This is a genomic window from Streptomyces sp. GESEQ-4, from assembly GCF_017948455.1.
Taxonomy (GTDB): Bacteria; Actinomycetota; Actinomycetes; order Streptomycetales; family Streptomycetaceae; genus Streptomyces.
Genome location: NZ_JAFFSU010000008.1, coordinates 17,502 through 42,659 on the forward strand (window position 1 = coordinate 17,502; position 25,158 = coordinate 42,659).

Annotated in this window: 27 protein-coding genes; 17 read left to right on the plus strand and 10 right to left on the minus strand. The window is 70.7% G+C overall.

Annotated elements, in window-relative coordinates; all coding sequences use genetic code 11:
* Positions 1-35: 35 nt before the first annotated feature.
* Genes KCH48_RS17275 through KCH48_RS17285 form a run of 3 tightly spaced genes read right to left on the minus strand, consistent with a single transcriptional unit; the run spans position 36 to position 4,782 of the window.
* A complete protein-coding gene (locus KCH48_RS17275) occupies positions 36-1,559 on the minus strand; it encodes an AMP-binding protein (protein ID WP_210575083.1) in 1,524 nt (507 codons plus the stop codon).
* Positions 1,560-1,564: 5 nt separating this feature from the next.
* On the minus strand, positions 1,565-3,889 hold the full coding sequence (locus tag KCH48_RS17280) for a CoA transferase (protein ID WP_210575084.1): 2,325 nt from the start codon (positions 3,887-3,889) through the stop codon (positions 1,565-1,567).
* Positions 3,890-3,915: 26 nt separating this feature from the next.
* Complete coding sequence (locus KCH48_RS17285) at positions 3,916-4,782, minus strand: alpha/beta fold hydrolase (protein ID WP_210575085.1); 867 nt, start codon at positions 4,780-4,782, stop codon at positions 3,916-3,918.
* A 138-nt stretch (positions 4,783-4,920) separates the two neighbouring features.
* On the opposite strand from KCH48_RS17285, the gene KCH48_RS17290 reads away from it, so the two are divergent.
* Positions 4,921-5,400 carry a MaoC family dehydratase gene (locus KCH48_RS17290; protein WP_210575086.1) on the plus strand — a complete coding sequence of 160 codons (480 nt, stop codon included), beginning with the start codon at positions 4,921-4,923 and terminating at the stop codon, positions 5,398-5,400.
* A complete protein-coding gene (locus KCH48_RS17295) occupies positions 5,397-5,822 on the plus strand; it encodes an acyl dehydratase (RefSeq protein WP_210575087.1) in 426 nt (141 codons plus the stop codon). Before KCH48_RS17290 ends, KCH48_RS17295 begins: the two co-directional genes overlap by 4 nt.
* Before the next feature lie 100 nt (positions 5,823-5,922).
* Here the strand turns inward: KCH48_RS17295 and KCH48_RS17300 are convergent, their stop codons facing one another.
* Positions 5,923-6,459, minus strand: coding sequence for a hypothetical protein (locus KCH48_RS17300; protein ID WP_210575088.1), 537 nt, complete (start codon positions 6,457-6,459; stop codon positions 5,923-5,925).
* Between the two features lie 156 nt (positions 6,460-6,615).
* Between KCH48_RS17300 and KCH48_RS17305 the strand changes: the two genes are divergently transcribed.
* Positions 6,616-6,834, plus strand: coding sequence for a hypothetical protein (locus KCH48_RS17305; protein ID WP_246885453.1), 219 nt, complete (start codon positions 6,616-6,618; stop codon positions 6,832-6,834).
* Positions 6,835-6,939: 105 nt separating this feature from the next.
* Here KCH48_RS17305 and KCH48_RS17310 read toward each other — a convergent pair whose 3' ends face one another.
* From KCH48_RS17310 to KCH48_RS17330, 5 genes are all read right to left on the minus strand, one after another.
* Positions 6,940-7,893 (minus strand): zinc-binding alcohol dehydrogenase family protein, encoded by a 954-nt coding sequence (locus KCH48_RS17310; protein WP_210575090.1) that lies wholly within the window; start codon positions 7,891-7,893, stop codon positions 6,940-6,942.
* The gene (locus KCH48_RS17315) at positions 7,890-8,711 is read right to left on the minus strand and encodes an ABC transporter permease (protein ID WP_210575092.1); all 822 of its coding nucleotides are present in this window, start codon (positions 8,709-8,711) and stop codon (positions 7,890-7,892) included. Before KCH48_RS17315 ends, KCH48_RS17310 begins: the two co-directional genes overlap by 4 nt.
* The gene (locus KCH48_RS17320; protein ID WP_246885454.1) at positions 8,708-9,562 is read right to left on the minus strand and encodes an ABC transporter ATP-binding protein; all 855 of its coding nucleotides are present in this window, start codon (positions 9,560-9,562) and stop codon (positions 8,708-8,710) included. The genes KCH48_RS17315 and KCH48_RS17320 overlap by 4 nt, the downstream gene beginning before the upstream one ends.
* A complete protein-coding gene (locus KCH48_RS17325; protein WP_210575094.1) occupies positions 9,559-10,560 on the minus strand; it encodes an ABC transporter substrate-binding protein in 1,002 nt (333 codons plus the stop codon). The genes KCH48_RS17320 and KCH48_RS17325 overlap by 4 nt, the downstream gene beginning before the upstream one ends.
* Positions 10,561-10,713: 153 nt before the next feature.
* The gene (locus KCH48_RS17330; RefSeq protein ID WP_210575096.1) at positions 10,714-11,532 is read right to left on the minus strand and encodes an SDR family NAD(P)-dependent oxidoreductase; all 819 of its coding nucleotides are present in this window, start codon (positions 11,530-11,532) and stop codon (positions 10,714-10,716) included.
* A gap of 133 nt (positions 11,533-11,665) precedes the next feature.
* Between KCH48_RS17330 and KCH48_RS17335 the strand changes: the two genes are divergently transcribed.
* The 7 genes from KCH48_RS17335 to KCH48_RS17365 all read left to right on the plus strand — a co-directional run bounded on the left by KCH48_RS17335 (position 11,666) and on the right by KCH48_RS17365 (position 18,077).
* On the plus strand, positions 11,666-12,889 hold the full coding sequence (locus KCH48_RS17335; protein WP_210575098.1) for a Rieske 2Fe-2S domain-containing protein: 1,224 nt from the start codon (positions 11,666-11,668) through the stop codon (positions 12,887-12,889).
* 115 nt (positions 12,890-13,004) lie between these two features.
* Positions 13,005-14,354, plus strand: coding sequence for a M20 family metallopeptidase (locus tag KCH48_RS17340; RefSeq protein WP_210575100.1), 1,350 nt, complete (start codon positions 13,005-13,007; stop codon positions 14,352-14,354).
* Positions 14,351-15,298 (plus strand): catechol 1,2-dioxygenase, encoded by a 948-nt coding sequence (locus KCH48_RS17345; RefSeq protein ID WP_210575102.1) that lies wholly within the window; start codon positions 14,351-14,353, stop codon positions 15,296-15,298. The genes KCH48_RS17340 and KCH48_RS17345 overlap by 4 nt, the downstream gene beginning before the upstream one ends.
* Positions 15,299-15,307: 9 nt before the next feature.
* Positions 15,308-16,165 carry an alpha/beta fold hydrolase gene (locus KCH48_RS17350; protein ID WP_210575104.1) on the plus strand — a complete coding sequence of 286 codons (858 nt, stop codon included), beginning with the start codon at positions 15,308-15,310 and terminating at the stop codon, positions 16,163-16,165.
* A gap of 147 nt (positions 16,166-16,312) precedes the next feature.
* Positions 16,313-17,146 (plus strand): IclR family transcriptional regulator, encoded by an 834-nt coding sequence (locus tag KCH48_RS17355; protein ID WP_210575106.1) that lies wholly within the window; start codon positions 16,313-16,315, stop codon positions 17,144-17,146.
* On the plus strand, positions 17,143-17,673 hold the full coding sequence (locus KCH48_RS17360) for a MaoC family dehydratase N-terminal domain-containing protein (protein WP_210575108.1): 531 nt from the start codon (positions 17,143-17,145) through the stop codon (positions 17,671-17,673). Before KCH48_RS17355 ends, KCH48_RS17360 begins: the two co-directional genes overlap by 4 nt.
* Positions 17,670-18,077 carry a MaoC/PaaZ C-terminal domain-containing protein gene (locus tag KCH48_RS17365; protein WP_210575109.1) on the plus strand — a complete coding sequence of 136 codons (408 nt, stop codon included), beginning with the start codon at positions 17,670-17,672 and terminating at the stop codon, positions 18,075-18,077. Before KCH48_RS17360 ends, KCH48_RS17365 begins: the two co-directional genes overlap by 4 nt.
* Before the next feature lies 1 nt (position 18,078).
* On the opposite strand, the gene KCH48_RS17370 is transcribed toward KCH48_RS17365, so the two are convergent.
* Entirely contained in the window at positions 18,079-19,071 is a 993-nt protein-coding gene (locus tag KCH48_RS17370; protein ID WP_246885455.1) for an ABC transporter substrate-binding protein, read from the minus strand.
* A 134-nt stretch (positions 19,072-19,205) separates the two neighbouring features.
* Here KCH48_RS17370 and KCH48_RS17375 point away from each other — a divergent pair, with 134 nt between their 5' ends.
* From KCH48_RS17375 to KCH48_RS17405, 7 genes are read left to right on the plus strand one after another with little or no spacing between them, the layout of a single operon-like run.
* On the plus strand, positions 19,206-20,228 hold the full coding sequence (locus tag KCH48_RS17375) for an NAD(P)/FAD-dependent oxidoreductase (protein ID WP_210575110.1): 1,023 nt from the start codon (positions 19,206-19,208) through the stop codon (positions 20,226-20,228).
* A 1-nt stretch (position 20,229) separates the two neighbouring features.
* Positions 20,230-20,556 (plus strand): ferredoxin, encoded by a 327-nt coding sequence (gene fdxA / locus KCH48_RS17380; RefSeq protein WP_210575111.1) that lies wholly within the window; start codon positions 20,230-20,232, stop codon positions 20,554-20,556.
* On the plus strand, positions 20,553-21,353 hold the full coding sequence (mhpD, locus tag KCH48_RS17385) for a 2-keto-4-pentenoate hydratase (protein WP_210575112.1): 801 nt from the start codon (positions 20,553-20,555) through the stop codon (positions 21,351-21,353). Before fdxA ends, mhpD begins: the two co-directional genes overlap by 4 nt.
* The gene (locus KCH48_RS17390) at positions 21,350-22,288 is read left to right on the plus strand and encodes an acetaldehyde dehydrogenase (acetylating) (protein ID WP_210575113.1); all 939 of its coding nucleotides are present in this window, start codon (positions 21,350-21,352) and stop codon (positions 22,286-22,288) included. Before mhpD ends, KCH48_RS17390 begins: the two co-directional genes overlap by 4 nt.
* Positions 22,285-23,301, plus strand: a complete 1,017-nt coding sequence (gene dmpG, locus KCH48_RS17395) for a 4-hydroxy-2-oxovalerate aldolase (RefSeq protein WP_210575114.1) — start codon at positions 22,285-22,287, stop codon at positions 23,299-23,301. Before KCH48_RS17390 ends, dmpG begins: the two co-directional genes overlap by 4 nt.
* Positions 23,298-24,362, plus strand: coding sequence for an LLM class flavin-dependent oxidoreductase (locus tag KCH48_RS17400; protein WP_210575115.1), 1,065 nt, complete (start codon positions 23,298-23,300; stop codon positions 24,360-24,362). Before dmpG ends, KCH48_RS17400 begins: the two co-directional genes overlap by 4 nt.
* Positions 24,359-25,153 (plus strand): alpha/beta fold hydrolase, encoded by a 795-nt coding sequence (locus KCH48_RS17405; RefSeq protein WP_210575117.1) that lies wholly within the window; start codon positions 24,359-24,361, stop codon positions 25,151-25,153. Before KCH48_RS17400 ends, KCH48_RS17405 begins: the two co-directional genes overlap by 4 nt.
* Positions 25,154-25,158 lie beyond the last annotated feature (5 nt).

Consider the following 25,158-nt stretch of genomic DNA (forward strand, 5'->3'; position numbering starts at 1 on the left):
GCGCCGGCGCCCAGACTCTGCGCGCGACGCTGACATCAGGCCTTCGCAGGTGCGCGGGCGGTCAGGTCCCAGGTGTCGGCGGTGACGCCGCGTTCGCGCAGCACCGCTTTGCGGACCTTGCCGGTCTCGGTGAGCGGCAGGGACGGGACCGTCTCGATGTACCGGGGCACGGCGAACGCGGGCAGCTCGCGCGCGCAGTGCCGGGCCAGAGCCTCCGGGTCCAGCACGCTGCCGGGCCGTACGACGACCGCGACCATGACCTCGTCCTCGGCCAGCTCTGACGCCACGGGGAAGGCCGCGGCTTCGGCGACGGCCGGATGGGAGCGGACGGCCGACTCCACCTCGTACGAGGAGATGTTCTCGCCGCGCCGCCGGATGACGTCCTTGATGCGGTCGACGAAGCGGAACCAGCCGTCCGGCTCACGGATCACGCGGTCGCCGGTCCTGCGCCAGGAGTGGGGCGGTGGTGCCGACTCGCCCAAGTAGCCGGTGCAGAAGGCGAACGGCTGGTGACTGCGGACGACCAGCTCGCCGGGGGTGCCGTCCGGGACGGGGACGAGGGCCTCGTCGACCACACGTGCGGAGAAGCCGTCGCGCACGGTGCCGATGAGGCCGGGCCGCTGCTGCGTGGGGGTGGAACCGATGACGAGGTTTGTCTCCGTGGAGCCGAATCCGTCGATCAGAGTGACACCGAAGCGCTCGCGGAAGGGCTCCCAGGCGGGGCCCGGAGTGGCGGGGGAGAGGCCCCGCCAAGCCCGGTGCCCGCGGTCCTGCTCACCGGGCGGCTGGGCCAGCAGCATGGGCACCATCGCCCCGAGCAGATGAATGACCGTGGCGTCGGTCTCCGCCACCCTCGCCCAGTACTTCGAGGCGGAGAAACGCTCGTCGAGCGCGTAGGCGGCACCGGCCACCGTGGCCTGCGCCAGCGCGTTCAGGGCGTTGGTGTGGAAGAGCGGAAGGCAGGTGTAGAGCACGTCGTCCGAGGTCAGCCGCAGCGAGTCCGCGACGTTGCGGCCCCACCAGGCGAACTGCGCGTGCGGGCAGCGCACCCCTCGTGGTGTCCCCGTGGTGCCCGAGGTGAACAGGATCGAGGCGGTGTCGTACGGCCGTACCGCGGCCGGTGGCACAGACTCGGCCTCTCCCGGCCGTGGGGCGTCGCCCTCGCCCACGATCCAGAGCGTGCCCCGGTAACCCGACTCGACCACCCGGCCCGCCGACTCCGCCTCCGTGAGCAGGAAGGACGGCGCCGCCTCCCGCAGGACGTGGCGCAGACTCCGGCCGCGCAGGCCGGTGTTGAGCGGCACCAGCACCGCGCCGAGCCAGGCGCAGCCGAGGATCAGGTCGACGAACTCGATCCGGTTCGACAGCAGGGCCGCGACCCGGTCGCCCGGTCGGCAGCCGCGTGCGGCGAGCGCTCCCGCCGTCGTCGCCGCGGCCTGACGGGCCTGCCGGTACGTGCGCTCCGTCCCGCCCGCGCGCAGGAAGATGCGGTCGCCGTACTCCTCCGCCGAGGAGTCCAGCAACTGTGGGATGGTCATGGCGTTCAGCGGGATGGGCATGGCGTTCACTGGAGCACTCCGGCCTCCCGCAGTCGACCGAGCCGCTCGGCCGGGATCCCGGCCCACTCGCTCAGCACCTCGTCGGTGTCGGCACCGAGCAGGGGCGCGGGCTTGCGTATGCCGCCAGGTGTGCCGGTGAGGCGGACGGGCACGCCCTCGTGGAGGAAGGCGCCCGCGGCCGGGTGCTCAAGACGGACGTAGAAGCCACGTGCCCTCAACTGCGGGTCGTGCTCGACGAGTTCGCGGCCGTCCTGCACGGCACCGGCCGGAATCCCGCGCTCCTGCAGCAGCTCGGCGGCGGCGTCGGCGGGCAGGCCGCGCGCCCAGTCGCCGAGTACGCCGTCGATCAGCGTGCTCTCCCGCCTGCGGCCGTCGGCGGTCAACAGCCGTGCGTCCTCGGCCAGTTCGGGTTGCCCGATGGCGTGGCACAGGGCCGTCCACTCCTCGTCCGAGCGGACGCTGACGGCGAGCCAGCGGTCGGCACCCAGGCAGCGGTACACACCCTGAGGGCTCCACCGGTGGTGTGCGTTGCCCATCGGCGACCGTGCCGATGTGAGGAGGCTCGTCCCCATGTGGGCGGCGATCGCCTCGAGTTGGGACAGGTCGATGTGCTGTCCGCGGCCCGTTTCCGCGCGGTGTTCCAGCGCGGCGACCGTGGCCAGCGCGGCCTGGAGTCCCGCGACGATGTCGCCGTGGCCGTAGATCACGCCCACCACGTCGTCCGGGTCCCAGCCGGTGAGCCCGGTCAGCCCGCCACTGGCCGAGACGGTGTCCGCGTACGACACCCAGCCGGACCGCGGGCCGGTGTGGCCCATGCCAGACATGCTCACGTAGACCAGACCCGGGTTGATCTCGCGCAGCGCCTCGTAGCCGAGGCCGAGCCCGGTCATGACCGTGGCGCTGAAGTTCTCCACGAGGACATCGCAGGAGGCGATGAGTTCGCGCAGCACCACGACGCCCTCCTCGGTCCGCGTGTCGAGCGCGATGCTGCGCTTGTTCCGGTTGACCTCGTTGAAGTAGCCGTTGGTGTTCGGGTCCGTGTGGTCGCCCCGGGACAGGTGCATGAAGGGCGCGAAGCGGGTCGGGTCGGGGCGCCGGACGGACTCGACCTTGATGACGTCGGCGCCGTGGTCGGCGAGGACTTTGGTGCAGTACGGGCCGGCGAGCACCCAGGTCAGGTCCAGGACGCGTACGCCGTCCAGCGCGGGCAGGCCGGGGGAGTCGCCGTCGACCGGGCGCGTCGCACGAGGTTCGTCGAGCAGCGCCTGGTCGGCACCGGGCCCGGGCACGGTGAGCGCCGTGACGCGGCGGCCCTCCGGGAACGCGAAGGGGAAGCCGAGGTCGGTCCGGTCTCCCTGCTCCGTCCTGACCTGGGTGAAGAAGCCGCGCGCGGTGAGCTGCGGGTTGTCCGGCAGTTCGTGGGGCAGGTCGACGGCGGCCCACGGCAGTTTCCTGGCCTGGGCCCGCTCCGCGAACTCGGCCTTCGGCCATGTACCCACGAAGTCCTGCACGACCTTGAACACATGTTCCTGGTGCTTCTTGCGCTCGACGGGATCCTGCCACCGGGGCTCCGCCAGATCGGCCTCCGCGCCCTCCTCGCGCAGCCAGGCGAGCAGCGCGTCCCACATACGGGGGCTGCCGCCGAGCCCTCCGCCCAGATGACCGTCCGCGGCCCGGAACAACCCGTGCGGGACCAGCGGATGCACCCGTCCGGGGCGCGACGGGACCCGGTCCTCGTGCAGGTAGGCGAGGGCGCCCGCCTCCAGCGCGGCGGCCACGCACGCCTGTGCCGACACGTCGATGAGTTGCCCGGAGCCGCCCCGCCGGGCGCGCAGGCCGAGCAGGACGGCGATCGCCGCGTTGACGCCCGCGAGTTGCTCCGCCTGGTTCTCCGGCAGCCGCAGCGGCGGGCCGTCCGGATCGCCGACCTGCGCCAGCATGCCGCCGAGCGCGGCCACCACCAGATCGGTGCCCTGCCAGTAGCTGCGCGGGCCGACGAGGCCGAACGGTGTGACCCGTACATGTACGAGGTGGTCGAGACAGGCGGCGACCGGCTCGGCGCCCTCGGTGCTCCCGTCGAGCAGCGCGGCCGCGCTCTCGAGGAGCCGGCGCAGCTCAGCGGCACCTTCGGGCGTGCCCGTATCGAGGGTGACCGAGCGTTTCCCGGCGTGCCAGTGGGCGAAGGCGTCGCCGTCGAGTTCGTGCCGGGTCGCATCGCCTCCCGGCGGTTCGACGAGGACCACCTCGTGACCGAGGCCCACCAGGAGCCTGCCCGCGAAACGGGCGAAGGGACTGGACAGTTCGACGACGCGCACCACGGACTCACTCACTGTCGCTCCTCGGCATTCATCGGCATTCAGTCGTGCTGTTGGTTCAGGAAACCGGTGACGACGGTGTAGTAGTCGTGCGGTCGCTCTTCCTGGAGGTGATGGGACGTCCGGCTCATCACATGGAGGTTGCCCCGGGGAACCATCCGGGCAAGCATCAGCGGGTAGTCCGGCGTCAGGAACGCGTCGTACATGCCCCATATGAACAGCGACGGCGCCTCGATCCGGCCCAGTTCCCCGGTGAGGTCCTGCCAGTCGCCGCGCGGGTTGTCGGATGCGGCGGCGAGCGCCATCTCCTCGGGGTCCAGGCTCTGTTCGTGACGCAGCTTCACCGTGCCCTCGGGGATGGCGTCCGCGTCGTACCACTCCAGGCGGGCCATCAGCTCGCGCATCTTCTCCGGCGAGGGGCCGTCGCCGCCGTAGTACACGTCCCGGGCGTTGCGACCGCGACGGGCCCCCTCGGGGAGGGGCGCGAGCGGCCCGTAGAAGACCGGCATGCTGCCGGTGATGACGAGGGACCGGACCCGTTCGGGGTACTTGGCGGCGAGGTTGAGGGCGATGGTCCCGCCCCACGAGTTGCAGACGAAGTCGGCGCGTGCCACGCCCAGCGAGTCGAGCAGCGCCACGGTCTTGGCGGCGTGGTAGTCCCACATGGGGCCCTTGATGACCGGCTTCGCGGACTTCCCGTACTGCAGGATGTCGACGAGGAAGCACCGGCGGTCCTCGGCGAACAGCCGCGCCACCTGCCCGAAGTCCGACCAGCTCGTGCACCCCGGGCCGCCGCCGTGCAGGAAGACGGTGGGGCTTCCCTCGCCCATCTCGATGTAGTGGTACGTGACGCCGTCCGCCTCCGCGTAGGCGCCCTGCGGAGGCGGCTGAATGTCCATGAGGTCCATGTCCCGCATGGTGTCCCCGCGAGGCGGGCCCGCCCAAGCGGAGCGGTCCGCTGAGCGGGCCGGTTCCATGGCGACGCGGAAGGCGTCGCGGCTAGCGTCCGGTCATCCGAGTGTGGCTTTCGAATATGGAGGCGGTGCATGGCGAACGGGCTTGACCTCGCCGAGGAGCGGGCACGGGCGTTGGTCGGGCGGTTCGAGCGGCGGCAGCTGGGTGTCGTACGGGCCGAGGACGCCGCGGAGTTCGCCCGCGCGGCCGGCGAGACCGCGCCGCACCTGACGGATCCGGACAGCTCCCGGTTCACCGTCCACCCCATGTACGTCGTCAGCCTGCTGCGCGGCGCGCCCGGAGCCGGCCCCGACGAGGTCCGGCCGGACGGCATGTACCGCGACGAGGTCCCCGGCACCGACGGGCTCGACGTCCGGCTCATGGCAGGTGGTCAGCAGGTGCGCTGGACGGGCGAGGTGCGGGCGGGGGACCCGATCGAACTGCTCCGGGTCCTCACGGCAGTTGAACGCAAAGGAGCGGGGGACGGGTTCCTGCTGCTCACGGTCGAGAAGACGTGCAGCACGACGCGCGGAACGCTCGTCGAGGTCACGGAGAGGTTCATCGCCAGGTGAGGGGATACAGCGACGTCACCGTGGGGCAGCCGGTAGCGCCCGTGGAGTTCACCCCGGACGCGGTCGCCCTGCTGCGTTTCGGCGCCGTCACCCGCAACACCCATCGCATCCACTACGACACCGCCTTCGCCCGGTCCGAAGGGCTGGCCGACCCGGTCGTCATGGCGCAGCTGCACGGCTGCCTCTTCCACCGGGCCGCGGCGGGTTTCGCCGGCGAGACCGGGCGGGTGCGCGAGGTCGCGTGGCAGAACCGGGCGCCCGCCCACGCGGGGGACCGGCTCGTGGTCACCGGCACGGTACGCGAGGTTGATCGGGCGCGTGGTGAGGTCACGCTCGACCTGGTGGAGCACTGCTCGGCCGCGCACGGCGACGGCCCCGGAATCGTCTGCTGCCGGGGCCATGCCGTGGTCGTACTCGCCTGACACCGACACCTCCAAATGGTGTTCCAGAACTCCATCTCCAGCTACCACGTCGAGGTCGAGACTCGCCGGGCCTGCCTTCTGGCCCGGCGCACCTGCGGGCTCAGCCAGGGATGGGCGGCCCACCAGGGACATCGGCGCCGGCTTCGCGCGCCGGATACATCTGCAGACTGCTCAGCCGGTGCGGTGGTTCGGCTTCGGTCGCTGCCTCGATGTGCAGGTCGGCGAGGCGTGCGCGAAGGTACAGCGGTTCGGCCTGCACGTCAGCGAGGCCCTCGCGCAGTCGTTCGGCGACCGTGGTGAACAGGTGGGTCACCCAGTCCGTCGGCACGAGGCTCAGGTAACGGTCATCGAAGTGTCGGCGCAGCTCCTCCTCGTCGGGGGGTGTCCATCCCGGGGTGCCGGCCGCCGCGAAGCGCGACATCACCCACCGCACGTGCGTCAGGGCGTGGCTCGCGGGGTTTTCGGCCTCGATGCGTTCCTTGAGTGCGGTCCAGCTCGGCAGCCCGTGCTCACGGGCGATGGCCAGCTGGGCTTCGTGGAGTGTCGCGAACTCCCCTGTGGAGAGGCGACGTTTCGCCTCGATCTTCAGGTACCGGAGGCTGGGCCGGTCGGGGAGAGGGCGTGGTTGATCGGACAAGGCAGTCCTTCCTCGGCGCCCGCGGGTCCGCGACATCGGGCTGGAAGATCTGCCAGTGATGTTCATGTGCAACCGGTGAGCTTGCAGCTCTGCCTGCGGACCCAGAGGCGGCCGGGAAACCGCCAGGGCACGACCGTACACCGCCACCCGGGGTTCATGGAGCGGCGCATTGGTGCGTTCTTCGTCCGGCACATCGCGCCGTTGCAGGCCCGCGGGTTGTCCAACCCGGCGCTGGACAAGTGCCTGGCTGCCGTCGGCGGCTGGGCGGACATCGGCGTGACGCTGCGCTGGCCGGCGTCGTCGGCGCCCCTCGACGCGGTCGAACCGGCCCGCGCCGACGCCCGCCGGCTGCTGCCCGAGCTCTTCCCGGCGTAGCCCCTGCCCGCTCGTCAGCACGACCTGGCCCACGATCTGAGCATGAGCCCGGCCCCACCGGGAGGGATCCGCGATGGCAGAGCAGAGTTCCTAGGCGGATGCGCGTCAGGTCAAGTCCAGCGCCACCTTCCCGACCGCCTCACCCGTACGCAGCCGCTCCACCGCCTCCGCCAGCGCAGCGAGCCCGTACCGTTCGATCGGCAACGTCAGCTCCCCCGACGCCAGTTCGCCCAGCATCCGCTCGGCGTCCGCGGCGACCTCCTTGCCCCGTGACATCAGGTTGACGGGCAGCAGTGCCACGTCGGCGAGGAGGAAGTCCGCGAGGTCCACGGTGAATTCGCGCCCGGCGGTGTAGCCGACCAGTGCGACACGCCCGCGCGGGCGGACGAGCCCGAGGCAGTCGCGCAGCACCGGCCCGCCGACGGTGTCGATGAGCGCGTCCACCGGCCCGCCCACGGACTCCGGCGACAACTCGGCCGCCAGGACCGGCTTTCCGGGCGCCGGCACATGGCCGAGCTTGGCGGGACGGCCCACCACCCCGATCACCTCGGCTCCTGCGCGCGCGGCAACCTGTACGGTCAGCGCGCCGACCGCGCCCGCCGCGCCGGTCACCATGACCCGCTCGCCGGGCCGTATCGCCGCGACCGAGTGCACCGCCGCCCAGGCCGTGCCCGCCGGTGAGAAGAAACTGCACGCCAGCGCGGGATCCGTACCCTCGGGCACCGGGACCGCGGCGGCGTCCGGCACGACCGCGTGCTCGGCCCAGCACCCGTCCCGACGCAGCCCAAGCCCCTTGCCATTGATCCTGACCAGGCTGCCCTCGGCGTGCGTGTCCGAGGCCAGAACCACCCCGCACGCCGTGGTGCCCGGCACCGCGGGCAGCTCCGGCAGGATGCCGAACTTGCCGTCCACGACGTTCAGATCGAGGTGGCCCACCTGCGCCGCCCGTACGCGTACGAGGGTCTGGCCGGGCTCCCGTACGGGCACCGGCCGCTGCACCAACCGGGGCAGGGTGCCGAACTCTTCCAGGACAAGGGCACGCGAGGTCTCGCCACTCACAGCTTCACTCCGTATCGACGCAGGACCCGGGAGGCGACGATCCGCAGCACGCGGTCGAAGACGAACCCCAGGATGCCCAAGGTGATGATCCCGACGAAGACCCAGTCGATGCGCCCGTAGTTGCGGGACGTCCAGATCAGCGAGCCGAGTCCGACCTGGGCGGCGACGATCTCGGCGGAGACGATGGTCAGGAAGCTGTTGCCCATGGCGAGGCGCGCCCCGGTGACGATGTACGGCACCGTCGACGGCAGCACGATGCCTTGCAGGATCTGCCGGCGGCTCGCGCCCAGACTCGCCGCCGCGCGCAGCTTCGACTCGCTCACGGCCATCACGCCGGCGCTCGTGTTGAGCGTGACGATGAAGACCGCCGTGTAGAAGATCAGCACGACCTTCGACGACTCGCCGATGCCCAGCCACACCACCGCCAGCGTCACGAACGCGACCGGCGGGATGAAGCGGAAGAACTCGATGTAGGGGTCGAGGAGTTGGCGAACGAGCGTGATCTGCCCGATGAGCAGGCCGACCGGTACGCCCACGAGCAGACCGAGTCCCCAGCCGATCAGGATGCGGCGGCTGGAGGCGATGATCGAGTTGGTGAGCGTTCCGTCGCCCGCCAGTTCGCCCGCCGCGTCCAGGGTCGCGCTCGGGGAGGCGACCAGGGAGGCGCCGTACTGCATCGCCAGCAGCTGCCAGATCCCGATGCCGACGAGGACGGACACCACGGACAGACCGATCCCGCGCAGTCCTCGCGCGGCGTCCCGCAGCGCACGCCGCTCGGCACGGGGTTCGGCGGCGGGTTTCGCCGTGACGACCGTCATGCGTCCACCTCCGCGTCGAGGCCCTGGTCGCGCAGGGCCTTGCGTACCTCTTCGCCGATGTCGTCCCGCAGGGCGCGACGCAGTTCGAGGGCCGCGGGGTCGGTCTCGTCGCGCGGCCTGGGCAGGTCGACGGGGTAGACGGACTTGACCGACGCCGCCGGTCCCGCCGTCATGACGGCGACGCGGTCGGCCAGCAGGATCGCCTCGTCGATGTCGTGCGTGACGAAGACGACGGTGCAGCCCGAGGCCTTCCAGATACGGTTCATCTCCTCCTGCATCACCTGCCGGGTCTGCGCGTCGAGCGCGCCGAACGGCTCGTCCATCAGCACGACCCGCGGTTCGTTCGCCAGCACGCGGGCGATCTGCACCCGCTGGCGCATGCCGCCGGAGAGTTGGTCCGGGAACCGGTCGGCGCAGTGCCGCAGCCCGACCAGGGCGAGGTACTCGTCGGCCAGCTCGGCCTGCTCGGCACGGGACTTGCCGCGCATACGCGGGCCGAACGCCACGTTCTGGCGCACCGTCAGCCAGTCGAAGAGTGCCTCACTGCTCTGGAAGACCATGCCCAGGTCGGGATCGGGACCGCCGATCGGGGCTCCGTCGACAGTGAGGGCGCCCTGGTGCGGCCGTACGAAGCCGGCCAGCGCGGACAGCAGAGTGGACTTGCCGCAGCCGCTCGGACCGAGCAGACACAGGAACTCACCGGCGGCGATGTCCAGTGAGATACCGCGTACGGCGTGGAAGGAGCCGAACCGGATGTCCACTGAGTCGACGGACACCGCCGCGCCGCGGCTGCCGCCCACGGGTGGCGAGCCGGACGGCGGCCGGTCGGCCTCGATGGCCTTCGTCATCATGATCCCTTCGTCTGTTCGGTGAACCATCCGCGCAACGCGGCCCGTGCCACGTCCGGCGGGGACTCGACCTTGCCGGTGTCCGCGTAGAACTCGGCGGTCGAGGCGTACCCCTCGAGGTCCTGTGCGGTGATGTCGCGTACGTCGAAGTCGATCTCCTCGATCGCCTTCAGGGTCTGGGCGGTGGGAATCTTCGCGGCCTTCTGGGTGGCACTCGCCGCCCCGTCCGGGTCCGACTCGGTGAGCCGGGCCGCTTCCTGGAGCGTCTGCGCGATCTTGACGGCCGTGGATTTGTTGGTGCTCAGCCACTTGTTGTCCGTGATGAGCCAGTGGGCGTACGACAGACCGTAGTCGCCGGTGGTTTCCAGGACTTTTCCGCCCAGCTCGGTGCCCTTGGCCGGCCAGGGCTCCCACAGGACGTAGGCGTCGACGTCGCCCTTCTGCAGCAGAGCCGGGATTTCCGGCGGGTCGGCGGTGATGAAGTCGACCGACTTGGTGTCGATCCCCTTCGACTCCAGGAAGCGGGTCGCCGCGAGTTCCGAGAGCCCCGGTACGACGGCCATCGTGCGGATCTTCGAGGGGTCGGCGACCTCGGGGCCGAGGACGACCTTGAGGTAGCGGCCCGACTCCTCGTACACCAGGAGGGACCGCAGGCCGGAGTTCTGCCCGAGCATGCCGATGGTGGTGGTGTCCGAGTTCCCGGCCAGCTGTACCTGGCCGCCGGCGAGGGCGTCGACGCCCTCGCCGCCCCGCCCGAACTGGACGAGTTCGACATCGAGACCGTTCTCCGCCCACAGCCCCTGCTCGTCGGCGAGGAAGAAGGGCGCGAAGGAAGGGTCGATGCCGACAGCGATGCGGACCGTGGGGCCGGTGGCCGCGCCGGCGCCGGAACCGCCGGCGGAATCGGTGGTGGCCGCGCTGCACGCGGTCAGCGACATCAACGCGATGAGGAGAACGACGATGCGCGGAACGGATCGTCTGCTGTTGGCCCGTGCCTCCATGAATACCTCGGTGGGTTGACGGGAGACCGCCGGTTCCGGCTGGTCATCGGGCATCGGCGTGCGGACGCGGAATTGGCGAACCGTAGAACGCGGCACGGCGGGAGGGCATGGATCGCGGTCCGCTGAGCGGGACGCTGTGCCGCAGCAGAGCCGTCAATGGGCCAGATAGCCGCCGTCCACCGGCAGTACGGCGCCGGTGAGATACGCCGAGTGAGGCGAGGCCAGCAGGAGCAGCGCGGCCGACAGTTCGTGGACCTCGCCCCACCGCCCGAGTGGCACCTCCTGTCGTACGAACGCGGCGGCGACCGGATCGTCGCGTGCACCCTCGTTCATCTCGGTGAGCATGGGGCCGGGCAGCAGGCAGTTCGCGGTCACCCCGCTGTCCGCCAGCTCCAGGGCAAGCGACTTGGTGAGCTGTACGACCGCTCCCTTCGACGCGGCGTACGCGCCCCGCTGAGGCGCTCCCACCGAGCCGAGCACCGAGCCGAGCGTGATGATCCGCCCGAATCCGGCACCGGTCATCACGCGCGCGGCCGCCCGGCAGGCGTACCAGGTGCCGAACACGTTGGTCGCGAAACACCCGTGCAAGTCCTCGGTCGGCAGGTCGGCCACGGAACCGCGGGCCAGCCTGCCCGCGCTGGTGACCAGGACGTCCAGCCGGCCCCACCGCTCCAGGACCGCCGCGACGGCGGCGTCGACCTCTCGCTCGTCGGTGACCTCGCAGCTCAGGCCCATCACCTCCGGTTCCCCGGCGGTGCCGGTTCCCCGAGTCGGCACCCGCTGCTTCGCCAGTCGTTCCGCGGCCGACCGGGCCCGCCCGGAGTCCCGGGCCGTGACCGCCACCTGCGCGCCCATGGCACGCAGCGCACGGGCGGCCGACGCTCCGATACCCGAACTGCCGCCCGTGACCAGCGCGGTGCGTCCCGCGAGAGAAAAGAGATCGGGCGAGAACAGATCCTCCATGTCATCCATGACGGGACCTTCGCAGGCGCGGCCGTCGTGGCGATCCGGCGCGGTCTGCTCAGCGGAACAGGTCCGTAGGCGGATCCCGTGCGCCCCCTGATGCTCAATGCCATGTTCCGACGGCAGCAGGAGGTCACGCACGATGACGACGGGTGAGGGCTCGCTCGCCTCCAAGGGCACCGGCCGAGGCAGTCGCAGACCGGCGGGGCAGCCCGGTCGGCAGGACTGGTCGACGTGGCCCCACTACGACGCGGCGGCGGCCGGCTTCCGCGGCTACTGGTATCCGGTCACCTGGTCCAGCCACATCACCGGCAAACCGCTCCCGTTCACGCTCTGCGGCGAGAAGATCACGCTGATCCGCGACGGCGGCACGGTGTACGCGCTGCACAACCGCTGCCCGCACCGCGGGGTGCCGCTGTCCGAGGGCAACCAGCAGTTCCCCGGCACGGTCAGCTGCCCGTACCACGGCTGGACCTTCGACCTGCCCACCGGCAAGCTCTGCGCGGTCATCACCGACGGCCCCGACTGCCGGCTGACCGGCAAGGTCGAGGTGAAGACGTACCCGGTCGAGGAACGCCTCGGCATGGTGTGGGTGTACATCCCCGTCGCCGACGAAGAGGCGTCCCCGATCGACGAGCAGCTTCCTGAAGAGCTCGTCTCCAACGGCTTCGTCATGGGCGGCCGCATCGAACCCCGCGGCGGCAACTGGCGGTTCGCCTGCGAGAACGGCTTCGACGAGGGTCACGCCAAGTACCTGCATCGCACCGCGCTGTGGCGGCTGTTCAAGGCGATGCCCACCTGGAACATCACCAGGATCGTCCCCCAGGGGCGCTGGATCTTCCGGGTGCAGGACGAGGTCCACTGGGAGGCCGACTTCCCGGGCGTGGGCCGCTGGTCCAACAAGCGCTGGTGGAAGCAGCAACCGCCCAAGGAGACCTTCAACCTCGGCAACACCGGCAAGGCGGACAAGGTCGACCCGGTCATCGAGGCCCAGGAGTTCCCGGGCTTCGCGTCCCTGTCGATGCCGGGCGTGCTGCGCATCGCCTACCCGAACTTCATCCATTACGAGTTCTACGTCCCGGTCGACGCGGACCACCACCGCTACGTCGGCGTGATGGTCAACTTCACCGAGGGCTGGAAGACCCTCGGCTTCTACGCCAAGTACCTGGGCGCCATCCGCTGGCTGTTCCACGGCCAGTTCTCCGGCCAGGACGCCTGGATGGTCGACGTCACCGACGCGCCCCCGGAGAAGCTCTACCGTCCCGACATCTCGCTGACCGCCTGGCGGAACCTCAGCGAGGAGGAGTACGAGAAGAAGCTCGCCGCGGTCGGCGTCGCCGGACCCGTCAACGGAAAGAAGGGCTGACCATGGGCCGCACCCTGCTCACCCTGCTGGCCGGAGCCGCGCTCGCTCTCGCGCTCCCGCTGGCGAAGAAGCGCTTCGAGCGCACCACCATGACCCAGGTCCACAGGATCAACCAATGAGCGGCCCTCGACCGGCGGGCCTGGCCGGGCTGGACGAGCGCCGAAGCGCCTGGGTCACCGAAGCCTGGCGGCACGTCACCGGCGACCGGCTGCGCGAACTCGTCGTCGGACTCGTCGACATCCCCAGCCCAACGGGCGACGAGGGGCCCCTCGCTCAGCACATCGCCGCCACTCTCTCGTACGCAGGATGCCGGGCCGAGGTGCAGCCGCTCGACGACCGCCAGGCCAACGCCTGGGCGCGCGTCGAAGGCGACGGCACCGGCCCCGACCTCATGCTCTACGCCCCGATCGACACTCTGACCGTGGGTGAGGAGAGCGAAGATCTCCCCTGGATCGGGCCGGAGTTGAGGGACGACATGCGCCCGAGGGCCGTCGTCGACGGGGAGTTGGTGACCGGGCTCGGGGCGTCCAACCCGAAGGGGCACGCCGCGTGCGTGATGATGGCCGCCGAGGCGATCGCCCGGGCCGGGATCCCGCTCACCGGCGATCTGATCGCCGCGTTCGGCGCGGGCGGTATGCCCACCAACGCGCGTCCGGTCGGCGTCCGGTACAACACAGGTCAGGGTGTGGGTTGTTCGTTCCTGCTGGAGCAGGGCGTGTGGGCCGACTACGCGGTCATCGCCAAGCCCGGCTGGACCATCTCCTGGGACGAGGTCGGCCTCGTCTGGTTCGAGGTCACCGTCCGCGGCACCCACACCTACGTCGGGTCGCGCCACCGGCTCCCGTACGACAACGCCATCGCCCGCGCCGGAGAGGTCGCCCGGCACCTGGAGGAGTGGTTCGTCGAGTACGCCGACCGCCACACCGCCGGCACGGTCGCACCGCAGGGCATCGTGTCGTCGGTACGCGGCGGCTGGCCGCGCATGGCAGCCGTGACCCCGGCCGCCTGCACGCTCATGGTGGACCTCCGCATCAGCCCGGACACCACCCCCATGCAGGCCAAGCGGGAGTTCCTCGCAGCCCTCGACAAGCTGCCGAAGACCGACGTGACCGCCGAGATGGTCCTGGCCATCCCCGGCACACGGACCGACCCCGACAGCTGGATCTCCCGTACCGCACAAGCGAGTTGGGAGGCCCTGGAGGGACGCGAACACGACATCGTCCGCGGCAACAGCGGCGCCACCGACGCCAACATCCTGCGCGGTCGCGGTATCCCCACCGTCCGCGTCGGCATGCCGAAGGTCGCCCAGGCCGAGGCCCCCTTCGAGATCGACTTCGCGCGAGGGATGAACACCGTCTCCGTACGGGCCATGGAGAAGCTGACGCGTCATCTGATCCGTACGGCCGTCGACACCGTCACCCGCTCCCGCGCCGAGGTGGAAGCAGTGGAAGGAAAGGTGGCATGACCGAGATCGTCCTGGGCGTCGGCGCCTCGCACAGCACGCTGATGAACACCCACTGGGAGGAGACCCTCCACAAGGACCGCGCGGAGCGGTTCCGCGACGCGCTGAAAGCGGCGCGCGACGAGCTCGCCACGGCCCGCCCCGACACCGTGATCCTCGTCGGCTCCAACCACTTCCGGGGCTTCTGGCTGGACCTCATCCCTCCCTTCACCCTGGGCGTCGGCGAGTGCGTCGCGAGCGGTGAGTCCGGCACCCCGAAAGGGCCGCAGCCGGTGGATGTGCCGCTCGCCCGCCACATAGCCAACTCCCTTGTGGAAGGCGGCCGTTTCGACCCCGCGTACTCGGCCCGGCTCCAGATCGACCACGGCCAGTCGCACGCCGTCCAGTACCTGCTCGACGGCCTTGACGTGGAGATCGTTCCGCTCGTCGTCAACGTCTTCGCCCACCCACTGCCCACCCTCGCGCGCTGCGAAGAGCTGGGCAGTGCCATCAGGGACGCCGTACTCGCCTTTCCCGGCGACCGACGCGTCGCGGTGATCGGCTCCGGCGGACTCTCGCACCGGCTGCCCTGGCCCGACTGGCGGGAACCGCACGGCGAGGACGAGGAGTTCATGGTCGGCGCCTGGCTCAACGGCCGGGAGAACTGGCAGGACTACGACGTCCGGCGCCGCGAGATCATCCGGGCCGCCGAGGCCGCCCTCAACCCCGAGTTCGACGACGAGTTCCTCTCCCTCGTGGAGCACGGCCGGACCCACCGCATGACCGAGTACTCCACCGAGGAGTTGGAGAAGGTCGCGGGCAACGGTGCCCAGGAAGTACGCACCTGGCTGCTGATGGCGGCCCTGCTCGACCACGCCCCCGGCCGGCGGCTGGCCTACGAGCCGATGCCCGAGTGGCTGACGGGCATGGCCGTCGCCGTCCTCGACCCCGTACAGACAGACCACTGAAAGGCAGCCATGAGCATCTGGAACGAACTGACCGGCGTCGACTACCGGCACGCGTACGTGGAGACCGGCGGCTTCAAGACCCGGGCCCTGCAGGCGGGTCCCGAGGACGGCGAGCACGTGGTGTTCCTGCACGGCACGACCGGCCACCTTGAGGCGTTCGTACGGAACATCCCGGCGCACGCCGCGCGCTACCGCTGCCACGCCATCGACATGCTCGGCCACGGCTACACCGGCAAGCCGGACCGCCCGGGCGAAATCCCCGCGTACGTCGAGCACCTGATGTCCTACCTGGACGCCGTCGGCGCCGAACGCGCCCACCTGGTCGGGGAGTCGCTGGGCGGCTGGGTCTCGTCCTGGGCAGCGAGCGAGTACCCGGACCGGGTCGCCTCGCTGCAACTGCTGTGCATGGGCGGTACGAAGGTCAACCCGAAGGTGATGGAGCGGCTGAAGACCTCGACGCGGGCCGCCGCCCTGGAGGACGACGTGTCCTTCACCCGGGAGCGGCTGCGGCTGCTGTGGGCCGAGTGGGACGAGGACCTCGGCGAGGAGCTGACCCAGGTCCGCTACGACATCTACCACCACCCCGACTTCCAGCGGAACCTGCACAACCTGCTGGCCCTTCAGGAGCCCGAGACGCGCGAGCGCAATCTGCTCCGCCACGACCGGATGGCCCGCATCAAGGCCCCGACCCTGGTCGTCTGGGGCAACAAGAACCCGCTCGGGGACGTCCCGGAGGCCGAAGCCATCGCTGCCGCCATCCCCGGCGCCCGCCTGGAGGTCTTCAACGAGTGCGGGCACTGGCCGCAGCACGAGAAGGCCGACCTCTACAACCCGCTCAGCCTGGCGTTCCTCGCCGAGGCGCGGTAGGAACGCCCGTTCCGCGTCCGCGGTCACGGCGAATTAACACCCCGACTCATAGTCATGATCAAGGCAGGCGTGGTTCCGTTGAGGGGCCAGATCCAGCCACGTACCGCGTTCTCCGGAAGGCAACGGATTGATCGGGAGGTTCTCCCCATGACGGTCACCTCGATCGGCCGCACCGGCATCCAACCCGTCGGGTCCGCCATCCCCCGCCCACCCGACCCGGCTCCCGCTCCCGACCCCGCCTCCTGCCCCGACCCGATGAACTCCGTCCTGGGCAAGGTCAGACCGATCCTGGAGGCGTTCACCGCCGAGGACAGCGCCCTCTCGCTGGCCGAACTGGTGCGCCGCACGGGCGTGGCCAAGGCCACCGTGCACCGGCTCGCCCAGGAGCTGGTGGTGTGGGGGCTGCTGGAGCGGACGGGCTGCGACTACCGGCTCGGGCTGCGGCTGTTCGAGATGGGCCAGCGGGTGCACCGGCAGCGCATCCTGCGGGAGGTGGCCCAGCCGTATATGGAGGACCTCCTGCTGGCCACCCAGGAGACCATCCACTTCGCCATCCACGACAGCCTCGACGTGGTGTACCTGGAGAAGATCTTCCCGCACCGAGGTCTGAACGAGGAGTCCCGGGTGGCGGGCCGGCTGCCGCTGTACTGCACGGCCACCGGCAAGGCGATCCTGGCCTACTCACCCGGCTCGCTGTTCGCCGAGGTGGTCAGGAGCGGGCTGAAGCCGTTCACTCGGCACACGGTCACCTCACCGGGCCGGCTGCGCGCCCAACTGGAGCGGATCCGGGCGGAGGGCATCGCGACCGAGGCCGAGGAGATCCGCCTGGGTTACACGAGTATGGCCGTGCCGGTCTTCGGCAGCCGGTCCACGCTCGTCGGCGCGCTGTCCATCACCGCGCCCACCTACCGCATGGACCCCTCCGGGCACGCCACGGCACTGCGCACCGCCGCCCTGGGAATCAGCCGGTCGCTGCGGTGAGCCGGCACCACACGACCGCGGCACTGGACGAGGTGCTCTCCCGTGCCCGGAAGCTGATCGGGGAATGGGAGACCGAGGACTGCGGCGTGCTCCGCGTGAAGGACTTCTGCCGGTACGCCGCCGCACTCAACGACACGGACTACATCCGCCGGGCCCGCGCCCAGGAGGCGGCCGGGGAACCGGTCGTCGCCCCCGCCCTGTTCCTCGCCGGAACGCTGAGCTGGGAGGACGGCCCGGTCGAGGGCGAACTGCGCCCGGACGGGCTCGCGCTGCGCGAATCGCCCTGCACGCAGGGCCTGCCGGTACGCCAGGTGCACGGTGGCGAGTCGGTCCGGCTGGGCCGCCCCCCTGTCGCGGGCGCCCGCGTCACCGCCTCCCGCGCGGTCACCTCGGCCGATCACCGGCGCGGCCAGTCGGGCGAGTTCGTGCTGCTCGGGGTCACCACCCGCTTCACCGCGGAGGACGGAGAGGAACTGATGGCCGTGGACGAGACGATCGTCGTCCTGGACGGCGGGGCCGCCGCATGACGTCGGCTGCCGCCGAAGGGCAGGTCTGCCCGCCACGCGTGTACTCCCACAGCAGGCTCCAGCTGTTCCGGTTCAGCGCCGTGTCGTGGAACTCCCATCGCATCCACTACGACGCCGAGTTCGCCGCCACGGAGGGTTTCCCGGACGTGGTCGTCCAGTCCACCCTGCACGGCGAGACGCTCAGCCGGTACGCGCTTCAGTGGGCCGGGCCCGGAGCCCGCCTGGAGTCGGTGAGCTGGCGCAACCGGGCGACCGCCGTGGCCGGGGAAAAGCTCACCTGGACCGCGACGGTACGTACGACCGAGCCCTGCGACGAGGGAGTGCGGGTGACGCTCGACGTCTCGGTCCTCAAGGACGACGGCGTCCCCTGCGTCACAGGGCAGGTCGGACTCACGCGGGCCTGACTCACTTCGCGTGCTGCTCGTACCAGCCCTTCAGCAGCGACGTCCCCAGGTCCGGCGACTGCTTGATCAGGTTCTGGTCGAGGAGGAAGTCGACGATCTTCTTCGACTCGGTGACATCCGTGCCGTTGATGCCGCGGGCGGCGAAGGTGATCTCCGGCAGCACCTTCGCCGTCTCCGCCGCGGGGAGTTTCACCTGCTGGTTCGAGGCCTTCGCCGCGGCGGCGGGGTCGTCGGTGACGAGCTTGTCCGCGGCGGCCACCACCTTGAAGACCTTGCCGGCAACCTCCTCGTTGTCCTTGAGCCACTTCTGGTCGGTGAGCAGCCACTGCACGTACTTCACCCCGAAGTCACCGATGCGCCCCTCGATATGACCGCCGTCGGCGTCGCCCTTCGCCGCCCACGGCTCGAAGAGGATGTACGCGTCGATCGAGCCCTGCTTGAGCATGCCCGGGATCTCCGGCGGCGAACTCTGCGGGATCTTCACCGACTTCGGATCGATGCCGTTGTGGCGCAGATACTGATGCGTCGCGTACAGCCCGAGCCCGCCGATCGACGCCATCGTCTTGATCTGCTTCGGTGACGTGATGCCGTCGCGCAGGACGACCTTGAGGTAGCGGTCGGAGGACTGGAAGACGCCCAGGGACCGCAGATCGGGATTGGCCGCCATCAGCGGCAGGGCGGTGGAGTCGGCGTTGGCCGAGATCTGCGCGGTGCCCGCGGACACGGCCTCGGCCGCCGCGGGACCGCCTTCGGTCTTCACGAGCTCGACATCGACGCCCGCCTTCTCGAACATGCCCCGTTCCATGGCCAGGTAGAACGGCGCATACGAGGCGTCGACACCGAGGGCGACCCGTACCGTCGGCTTCCCTGCCGACGACACCCCCGCCGAGTCCGTCGAACCGGCCGTGCAGGCCGTGGTGAGGACCAGTGCCGCGCAGGCGGCGGTCATGGTGCTGAGCCTGACACCGAGCCGTGGTTCTCTGTCCGTACGCATGTGGGTCCTCCGCTGGCGGGAAATCGTCGGACGCCGACCATCCCAGCGCCGGCCGGGTCCGCATAAGCAAGGCGTCCTGCTCACCGGAACGGACTCGTTGGGCGGGATCGCGGTCGTCCATACGCTCCCAGACCATGAGCGTTCTATCCGACGTGCCGGTGAGCACGGACTTCTCGCGCCGGATCGAGACAGACGTCCTGATCATCGGCGCCGGGCCCGCGGGCCTCTACGGCACCTACTACGCGGGCTTCCGCGGGCTCCGGGTGGCGGTCATGGACGTCCTGCCCCAGTGCGGCGGCCAGATCAGCGCCATGTACCCGGAGAAGCCCATCTTCGACATCGCCGGGTTCCCGTCGGTGCGCGGCCGCGACCTCGTCGACAACCTGGTCGCCCAGGCCGAGCCGTACGGGCCCGTCTACCTGCTCGGTCATCGCGCGGTCGAGCTCTCCCACGACGCGGACGGACGTCCCGTCGTACGCAGCGATCAGGGGACCACGGTCCACGCCGGAGCCGTCGTGATCACCGGGGGAGTGGGCACATTCACCCCCAGACCCCTCCCGGCGGGCGACGCCTACCTCGGCCGTGGCCAGGTCTACTTCGTGCCGGACCCCGCCGACCACGCCGGCCACGACGTGGTGGTCGTCGGCGGCGGCGACAGCGCCTTCGACTGGGCGGCGATGCTCGCCCCGATCGCCCGGTCCGTCAAGCTCGTCCACCGCAGCAGCCGGTTCCGCGCCCATCGCGCGACCGTGGAGAAGGTCCGCACGCTCGGCATCGAGATCATCGTGGACTCCGAGGTGAGCGCGCTGCACGGCTACGCACACCTGGAGCAGGCGGAGATCCGGCACCGCGTGGACAAGAGCACCCGGCTCCTCCCGGCACAGACCGTCGTCGCGGCCCTCGGCTTCACCGCCGACCTCGGCCCACTCAAGGACTGGGGCCTGACCCTCCAAGCCCGGCACATCGCCGTGGACACCCGGATGGCCACCAACGTCCCCCGCGTGTTCGCCGCGGGCGACATCACCGACTACCCGGGCAAGGTGCGCCTCATCGCCGTCGGCTTCGGCGAGGTCGCGACCGCCGTGAACAACGCCGCCACCGTCATCGACCCGGAGGCCCAGCTGTTCCCCGGGCATTCCACCGAGAAGGAGAACTGAGATGACGTACGTCATCGGGTCGGCCTGTGTCGACATCATGGACCGTTCATGCGTCGAGGAATGCCCCGTCGACTGCATCTACGAGGGCGCCCGCAAGCTCTACATCAACCCGATGGAGTGCATCGACTGCGGTGCCTGCGAGGTCGCCTGCCCCGAGCAGGCGATCACCGTCGACCGGCGCGCCGAACCCGAACACCGGGAGGACAACCGGCAGTTCTTCGAGGTGGTGCTGCCCGGCCGGACGGAACCGCTGGGGACGCCGGGCGGTGCGAGCGGTGTGGGGCCCGTCGACGCCGAGTCGCCTCTGATCGCGCAGGTGGGCTCGTGACCGCCCCCGAGGTGATCAAGGTCGCGGACACGCTCGTCGAGGCGGGGCGCACGGGTACGGCCTGCCCGCCCGTACGCGCCCTGTTGCCCGAGGGTGACATCGCCGCCGCGTACGCGGTGCAGCGGGCGAACGTCGAGCGTGGCGTGGCAGCCGGGCGTCGGATCGTCGGCCGGAAGATCGGCCTGACGTCGCCCGCCGTGCAGGCCCAACTCGGCGTGGACCAGCCCGACTTCGGGGCCCTCTTCGCCGACATGGCGGTCCCGGAGGGTGGTGAGGTGGCGGCCGGGCGGCTGCTTCAGCCCAAGGTGGAGGCGGAGGTCGCCCTGGTCCTGGGCGCGGATCTGCCGCACTCCGAGTGCACGGTGGCCGACGTGCTGCGCGCCACCGACTTCGCACTGCCCGCGCTGGAGATCGTGGACAGCCGGATCGCGGAGTGGGACATCACCATCGTCGACACGGTCGCTGACAACGCCTCCAGCGGCCTCTTCGTGCTCGGCGGCACCCCCGTACCGCTGATGGGCCTGGACCTGCGCGGCGTACGGATGACGATGACCCGCGGCGGCGAGCTGGTCTCCGAGGGCACCGGTGCCGACTGCCTGGGCGGTCCGCTGAACGCGGCGGTGTGGCTGGCGGCGACGCTGGCCGGGATGGGGGATCCGTTGCGGGCCGGGGATGTGGTGCTGACGGGGGCGCTGGGTCCGATGGCGGTCGCGGTGCCGGGGGACCGGTTCGAGGCACGTATCAGTCAACTGGGCCGGGTGGCGGTCGGGTTCGCGATGGAAGGAGACCGGTCGTGAGTTTCCGTACCAAGGTGGCGGTCATCGGCTCGGGGAACATCGGCACCGACCTCATGATCAAAGTGCTGCGGCTGTCGGAGAGCCTGGAGATGGCGGCGGTGGCCGGCATCGATCCCGACTCCGACGGTCTCGCCCGCGCCCGTCGGTTGCGGGTGGCCACCACGCATCAGGGCATCGACGGGCTGGTCGCACTGGACGAGTTCGCGGACGTACGGATCGTCTTCGACGCCACCTCGGCGGGTGCCCACCGCCGTCATGACGAGGTGCTGCGTGGTCTCGGGCACACGGTGGTCGATCTGACCCCGGCGGCGGTCGGTCCGTATGTCGTGCCGCCGGTCAACGCGGACGCCCACCTGGACGCCGGAAACGTCAACATGGTCACCTGCGGCGGGCAGGCCACCATCCCCGTCGTGGCCGCCGTGTCGGCCGTGACACCGGTCCACTACGGGGAGATCGTCGCCTCCATCGCCTCCCGCTCGGCGGGCCCCGGTACGCGGGCGAACATCGACGAGTTCACCGAGACCACCGCTTCCGCCATCGAGCAGGTGGGTGGCGCGGCCCGCGGCAAGGCGATCATCGTCCTCAACCCCGCGGAACCGCCGCTGATCATGCGGGACACGGTGCACTGCCTCGTCTCCGACTGTGACGAGCAGGCCGTCACCGCGTCCGTCGAGGCCATGGTCGGACGGGTCCAGGCGTACGTCCCCGGCTACCGGCTGAAGCAGAAGGTGCAGTTCGACAAGGTCGCCGCCGACGACCCCCTGCGCATGCTCGTGCCCGCCGACCCCGCCCCCGTGAAGGTCTCGGTGTTCCTGGAGGTGGAGGGCGCCGCACACTACCTGCCCGCCTACGCCGGCAACCTCGACATCATGACCTCGGCCGCGCTGCGCACCGCGGAACGCCTGGCCGCCCACCGGACGGAGGCGGCCAAGTGACCACCTTGTACGTGCAGGACGTGACCCTCCGCGACGGCATGCACGCCATCCGGCACCGCTACACCGTCGAGCAGGCCCGCACCATCGCCGCCGCCCTCGACGCGGCCGGAGTGGCCGCCATCGAGATCGCGCACGGCGACGGCCTGTCCGGCTCCAGCATCACCTACGGCGTCGGCGCCCACACCGACTGGGAGTGGATCGAGGCCGTCACCGACGCCGTCCGGCAGGCGACCCCGACCACCCTGCTGCTGCCCGGCATCGGCACCGTGAGCGACCTCAAGCGGGCGCACTCCCTGGGCATCCGCTCGGTGCGCATCGCCACCCACTGCACCGAGGCGGACATCTCCGCTCAGCACATCCACGCGGCGCGGGAGTTGGGCATGGACGTCGCCGGATTCCTGATGATGTCCCACATGGCGGAGCCCGCCGAACTGGCCCGCCAGGCGAAGCTGATGGAGTCCTACGGCGCACACTGCGTGTACGTCACCGACTCCGGCGGCCGGCTCACCATGGACGGCGTCCGCGACCGCTTCCGTGCCTACCGCGACGTGCTCGACCCGGCAACGGAGTTGGGTATCCACGCCCACCACAACCTCGCGCTGGGCGTGGCCAACACGGTCATCGCCGTCGAGAACGGCTGCACCCGCGTCGACGCCTCCCTGGCCGGGCAGGGTGCCGGGGCCGGTAACTGCCCCCTGGAGGCGTTCATCGCGGTCGCCGACCTGATGGGCTGGCAGCACGGCTGCGACCTGTTCCCGCTCATGGACGCCGCCGACGACCTCGTACGACCCCTCCAGGACCGCCCCGTCCGCGTCGACCGCGAAACCCTCAGCCTCGGCTACGCCGGCGTGTACTCCAGCTTCCTGCGCCACGCCGAGACCGCCGCCGCCCGCTACGGCCTGGACACCCGCGCGATCCTCGTCGAGGTCGGCCGGCGCGGCATGGTCGGCGGCCAGGAAGACATGATCACCGACATCGCCCTCGACCTGGCGGCAGCGGGAGAGCGGTCATGAGCGCCACGCGGGCGCCGCTCCGGGTCGGCATCCGCGTCCCGCCCTGCGACCGCGCGGACCGTGTCGTCGAGACCGTACGACGAGCGGAGCAACTCGGCTTCCACGACGTCTGGTTCCCGGACTCCCAGCTCCTGTGGCGGGACGTGTTCACCACACTGACCGCCGCCGCCCTGGGCACCGAACGGATCGGCCTCGGTACGGCGGTCACCAACCTGGCGACCCGCCATCCGGCCGTCGTCGCATCAGCGGCCCGCAGCGTCGCCGAACTCGCCCTCGGCCGCTTCACCCTCGGCCTGGGCGTGGGCAACAGCTCGGTCGGTCCCATCGGCCTGCGTCAGACCACCTCGGCGGCGATGCGCGAGGGGCTCGGCATGGTGCGGGCGCTGCTGGACGGCAACGAATGGGACTTCGAGGGCAAGGTCCGCTCCCGACTGCGCGATCCTCAGCCCCGAGTACCCCTGCACCTGGCCGCGAGCGGTCCGAAGAACCTGCGGCTCGCCGGTGAGATCGCCGACGGCGTGATCCTCCTCAGCGGTGTTTCGCCGAGGACGCTGAAAGGCGCCACCGACCGCGTACGCGAAGGCGCCGAGGCGGCGGGCCGGAGCGCCGACGACATTCCGCTGACCGTCTCCGCGTTCTGCGCGGTGACCGACGACATCGAAGCCGAAGCCCGGCTGCTCAAACCCATCTGCGCCTCGATCGCGCAGAACGGCGGAGCGCCCTTCCTCGCCCTCGCCGGGATCGACGTCGACGTACCCGCGAGGATCGAGGGCATCTACCCGGACCTCGTGCACGCGGAGGACCGGGACCGGGCGGTCGAGATCTGCTCGGCATGGATCAGCGACGAGGCGGTCCTCCGATTCGCCCGGGAATTCTGCCTGTTCGGTACCGCCGAGCAGATCACCGAACGCCTCCGCGCCCTGCACGCCACCGGAGTCACCGGGGTCTTCCTCCAGCACGTCGGCTCCTACGACCCGCCCACCGAACTGATCGAAGCCGTCGGTACCTCGGTGCTGCCGGCGCTCTCCCTTCCCAGCCCAGCGAAGGCAGGCCACCGATGACGCACACCCTGCGCAAGGGCTATGTCCCCAGCCCCTTCGGGCAGTTGCACTATGCCGAATGCGGCAGGGGTGAGCCCGTACTGATGCTCCACCAGACCCCGCGCTCCTGGACCGAGTACCTCGACGTACTGCCCTTGGTCGGCGCCGAACACCGGGCGATCGCCATGGACACCCTGGGCTTCGGCGCCTCCGCGAAACCCGAGGGGCCGCACACGATCGAGCGGTTCGCGGACGCCGCCGACGCCCTGATCGAGGCGCTGGAACTGGACCGCTTCCATCTCGTCGGGCACCACACGGGCGGGGTGATCGCAGTCGAACTCGCCGCCCGCCACCAGGACCGGGTCGCGAGCCTCCTGCTGTCCGCGACCTCCTTCGTCGACGAGGAGAAACGGCGTACGGCAGCCACGCGCAAACCCGTCGACCATGTAGACCCGAAACCCGACGGCTCGCACCTGCTGGAGCTGTGGAACCGGCGCCGCGGCTTCTACCAGGAAGGAGAGGAGGCCGCGCTCAACCGGTTCATGGTCGACGCACTGACCGTCCTCGACCGGGTGGAGGAGGGCCATGAGGCGGTGCGGCGCTTTGTGATGGACGAACGTCTGCCTCACATCACGGCCCGGACCCTCGCGGTCTGCGCCCCTGGTGACCACTACTCCCTGCCCTCCCTGGAGAAGTTCGCCGCCGCCCTCGGCTGCGAGACCCGCGTCCTGTCCGGCGGCCATGTCCCGGCCCTGGAGCAACTGCCCGAGGAGTTCTCGAAGGTCGTCCTGGAATGGGTGGCGGCGGCGTAACCCGG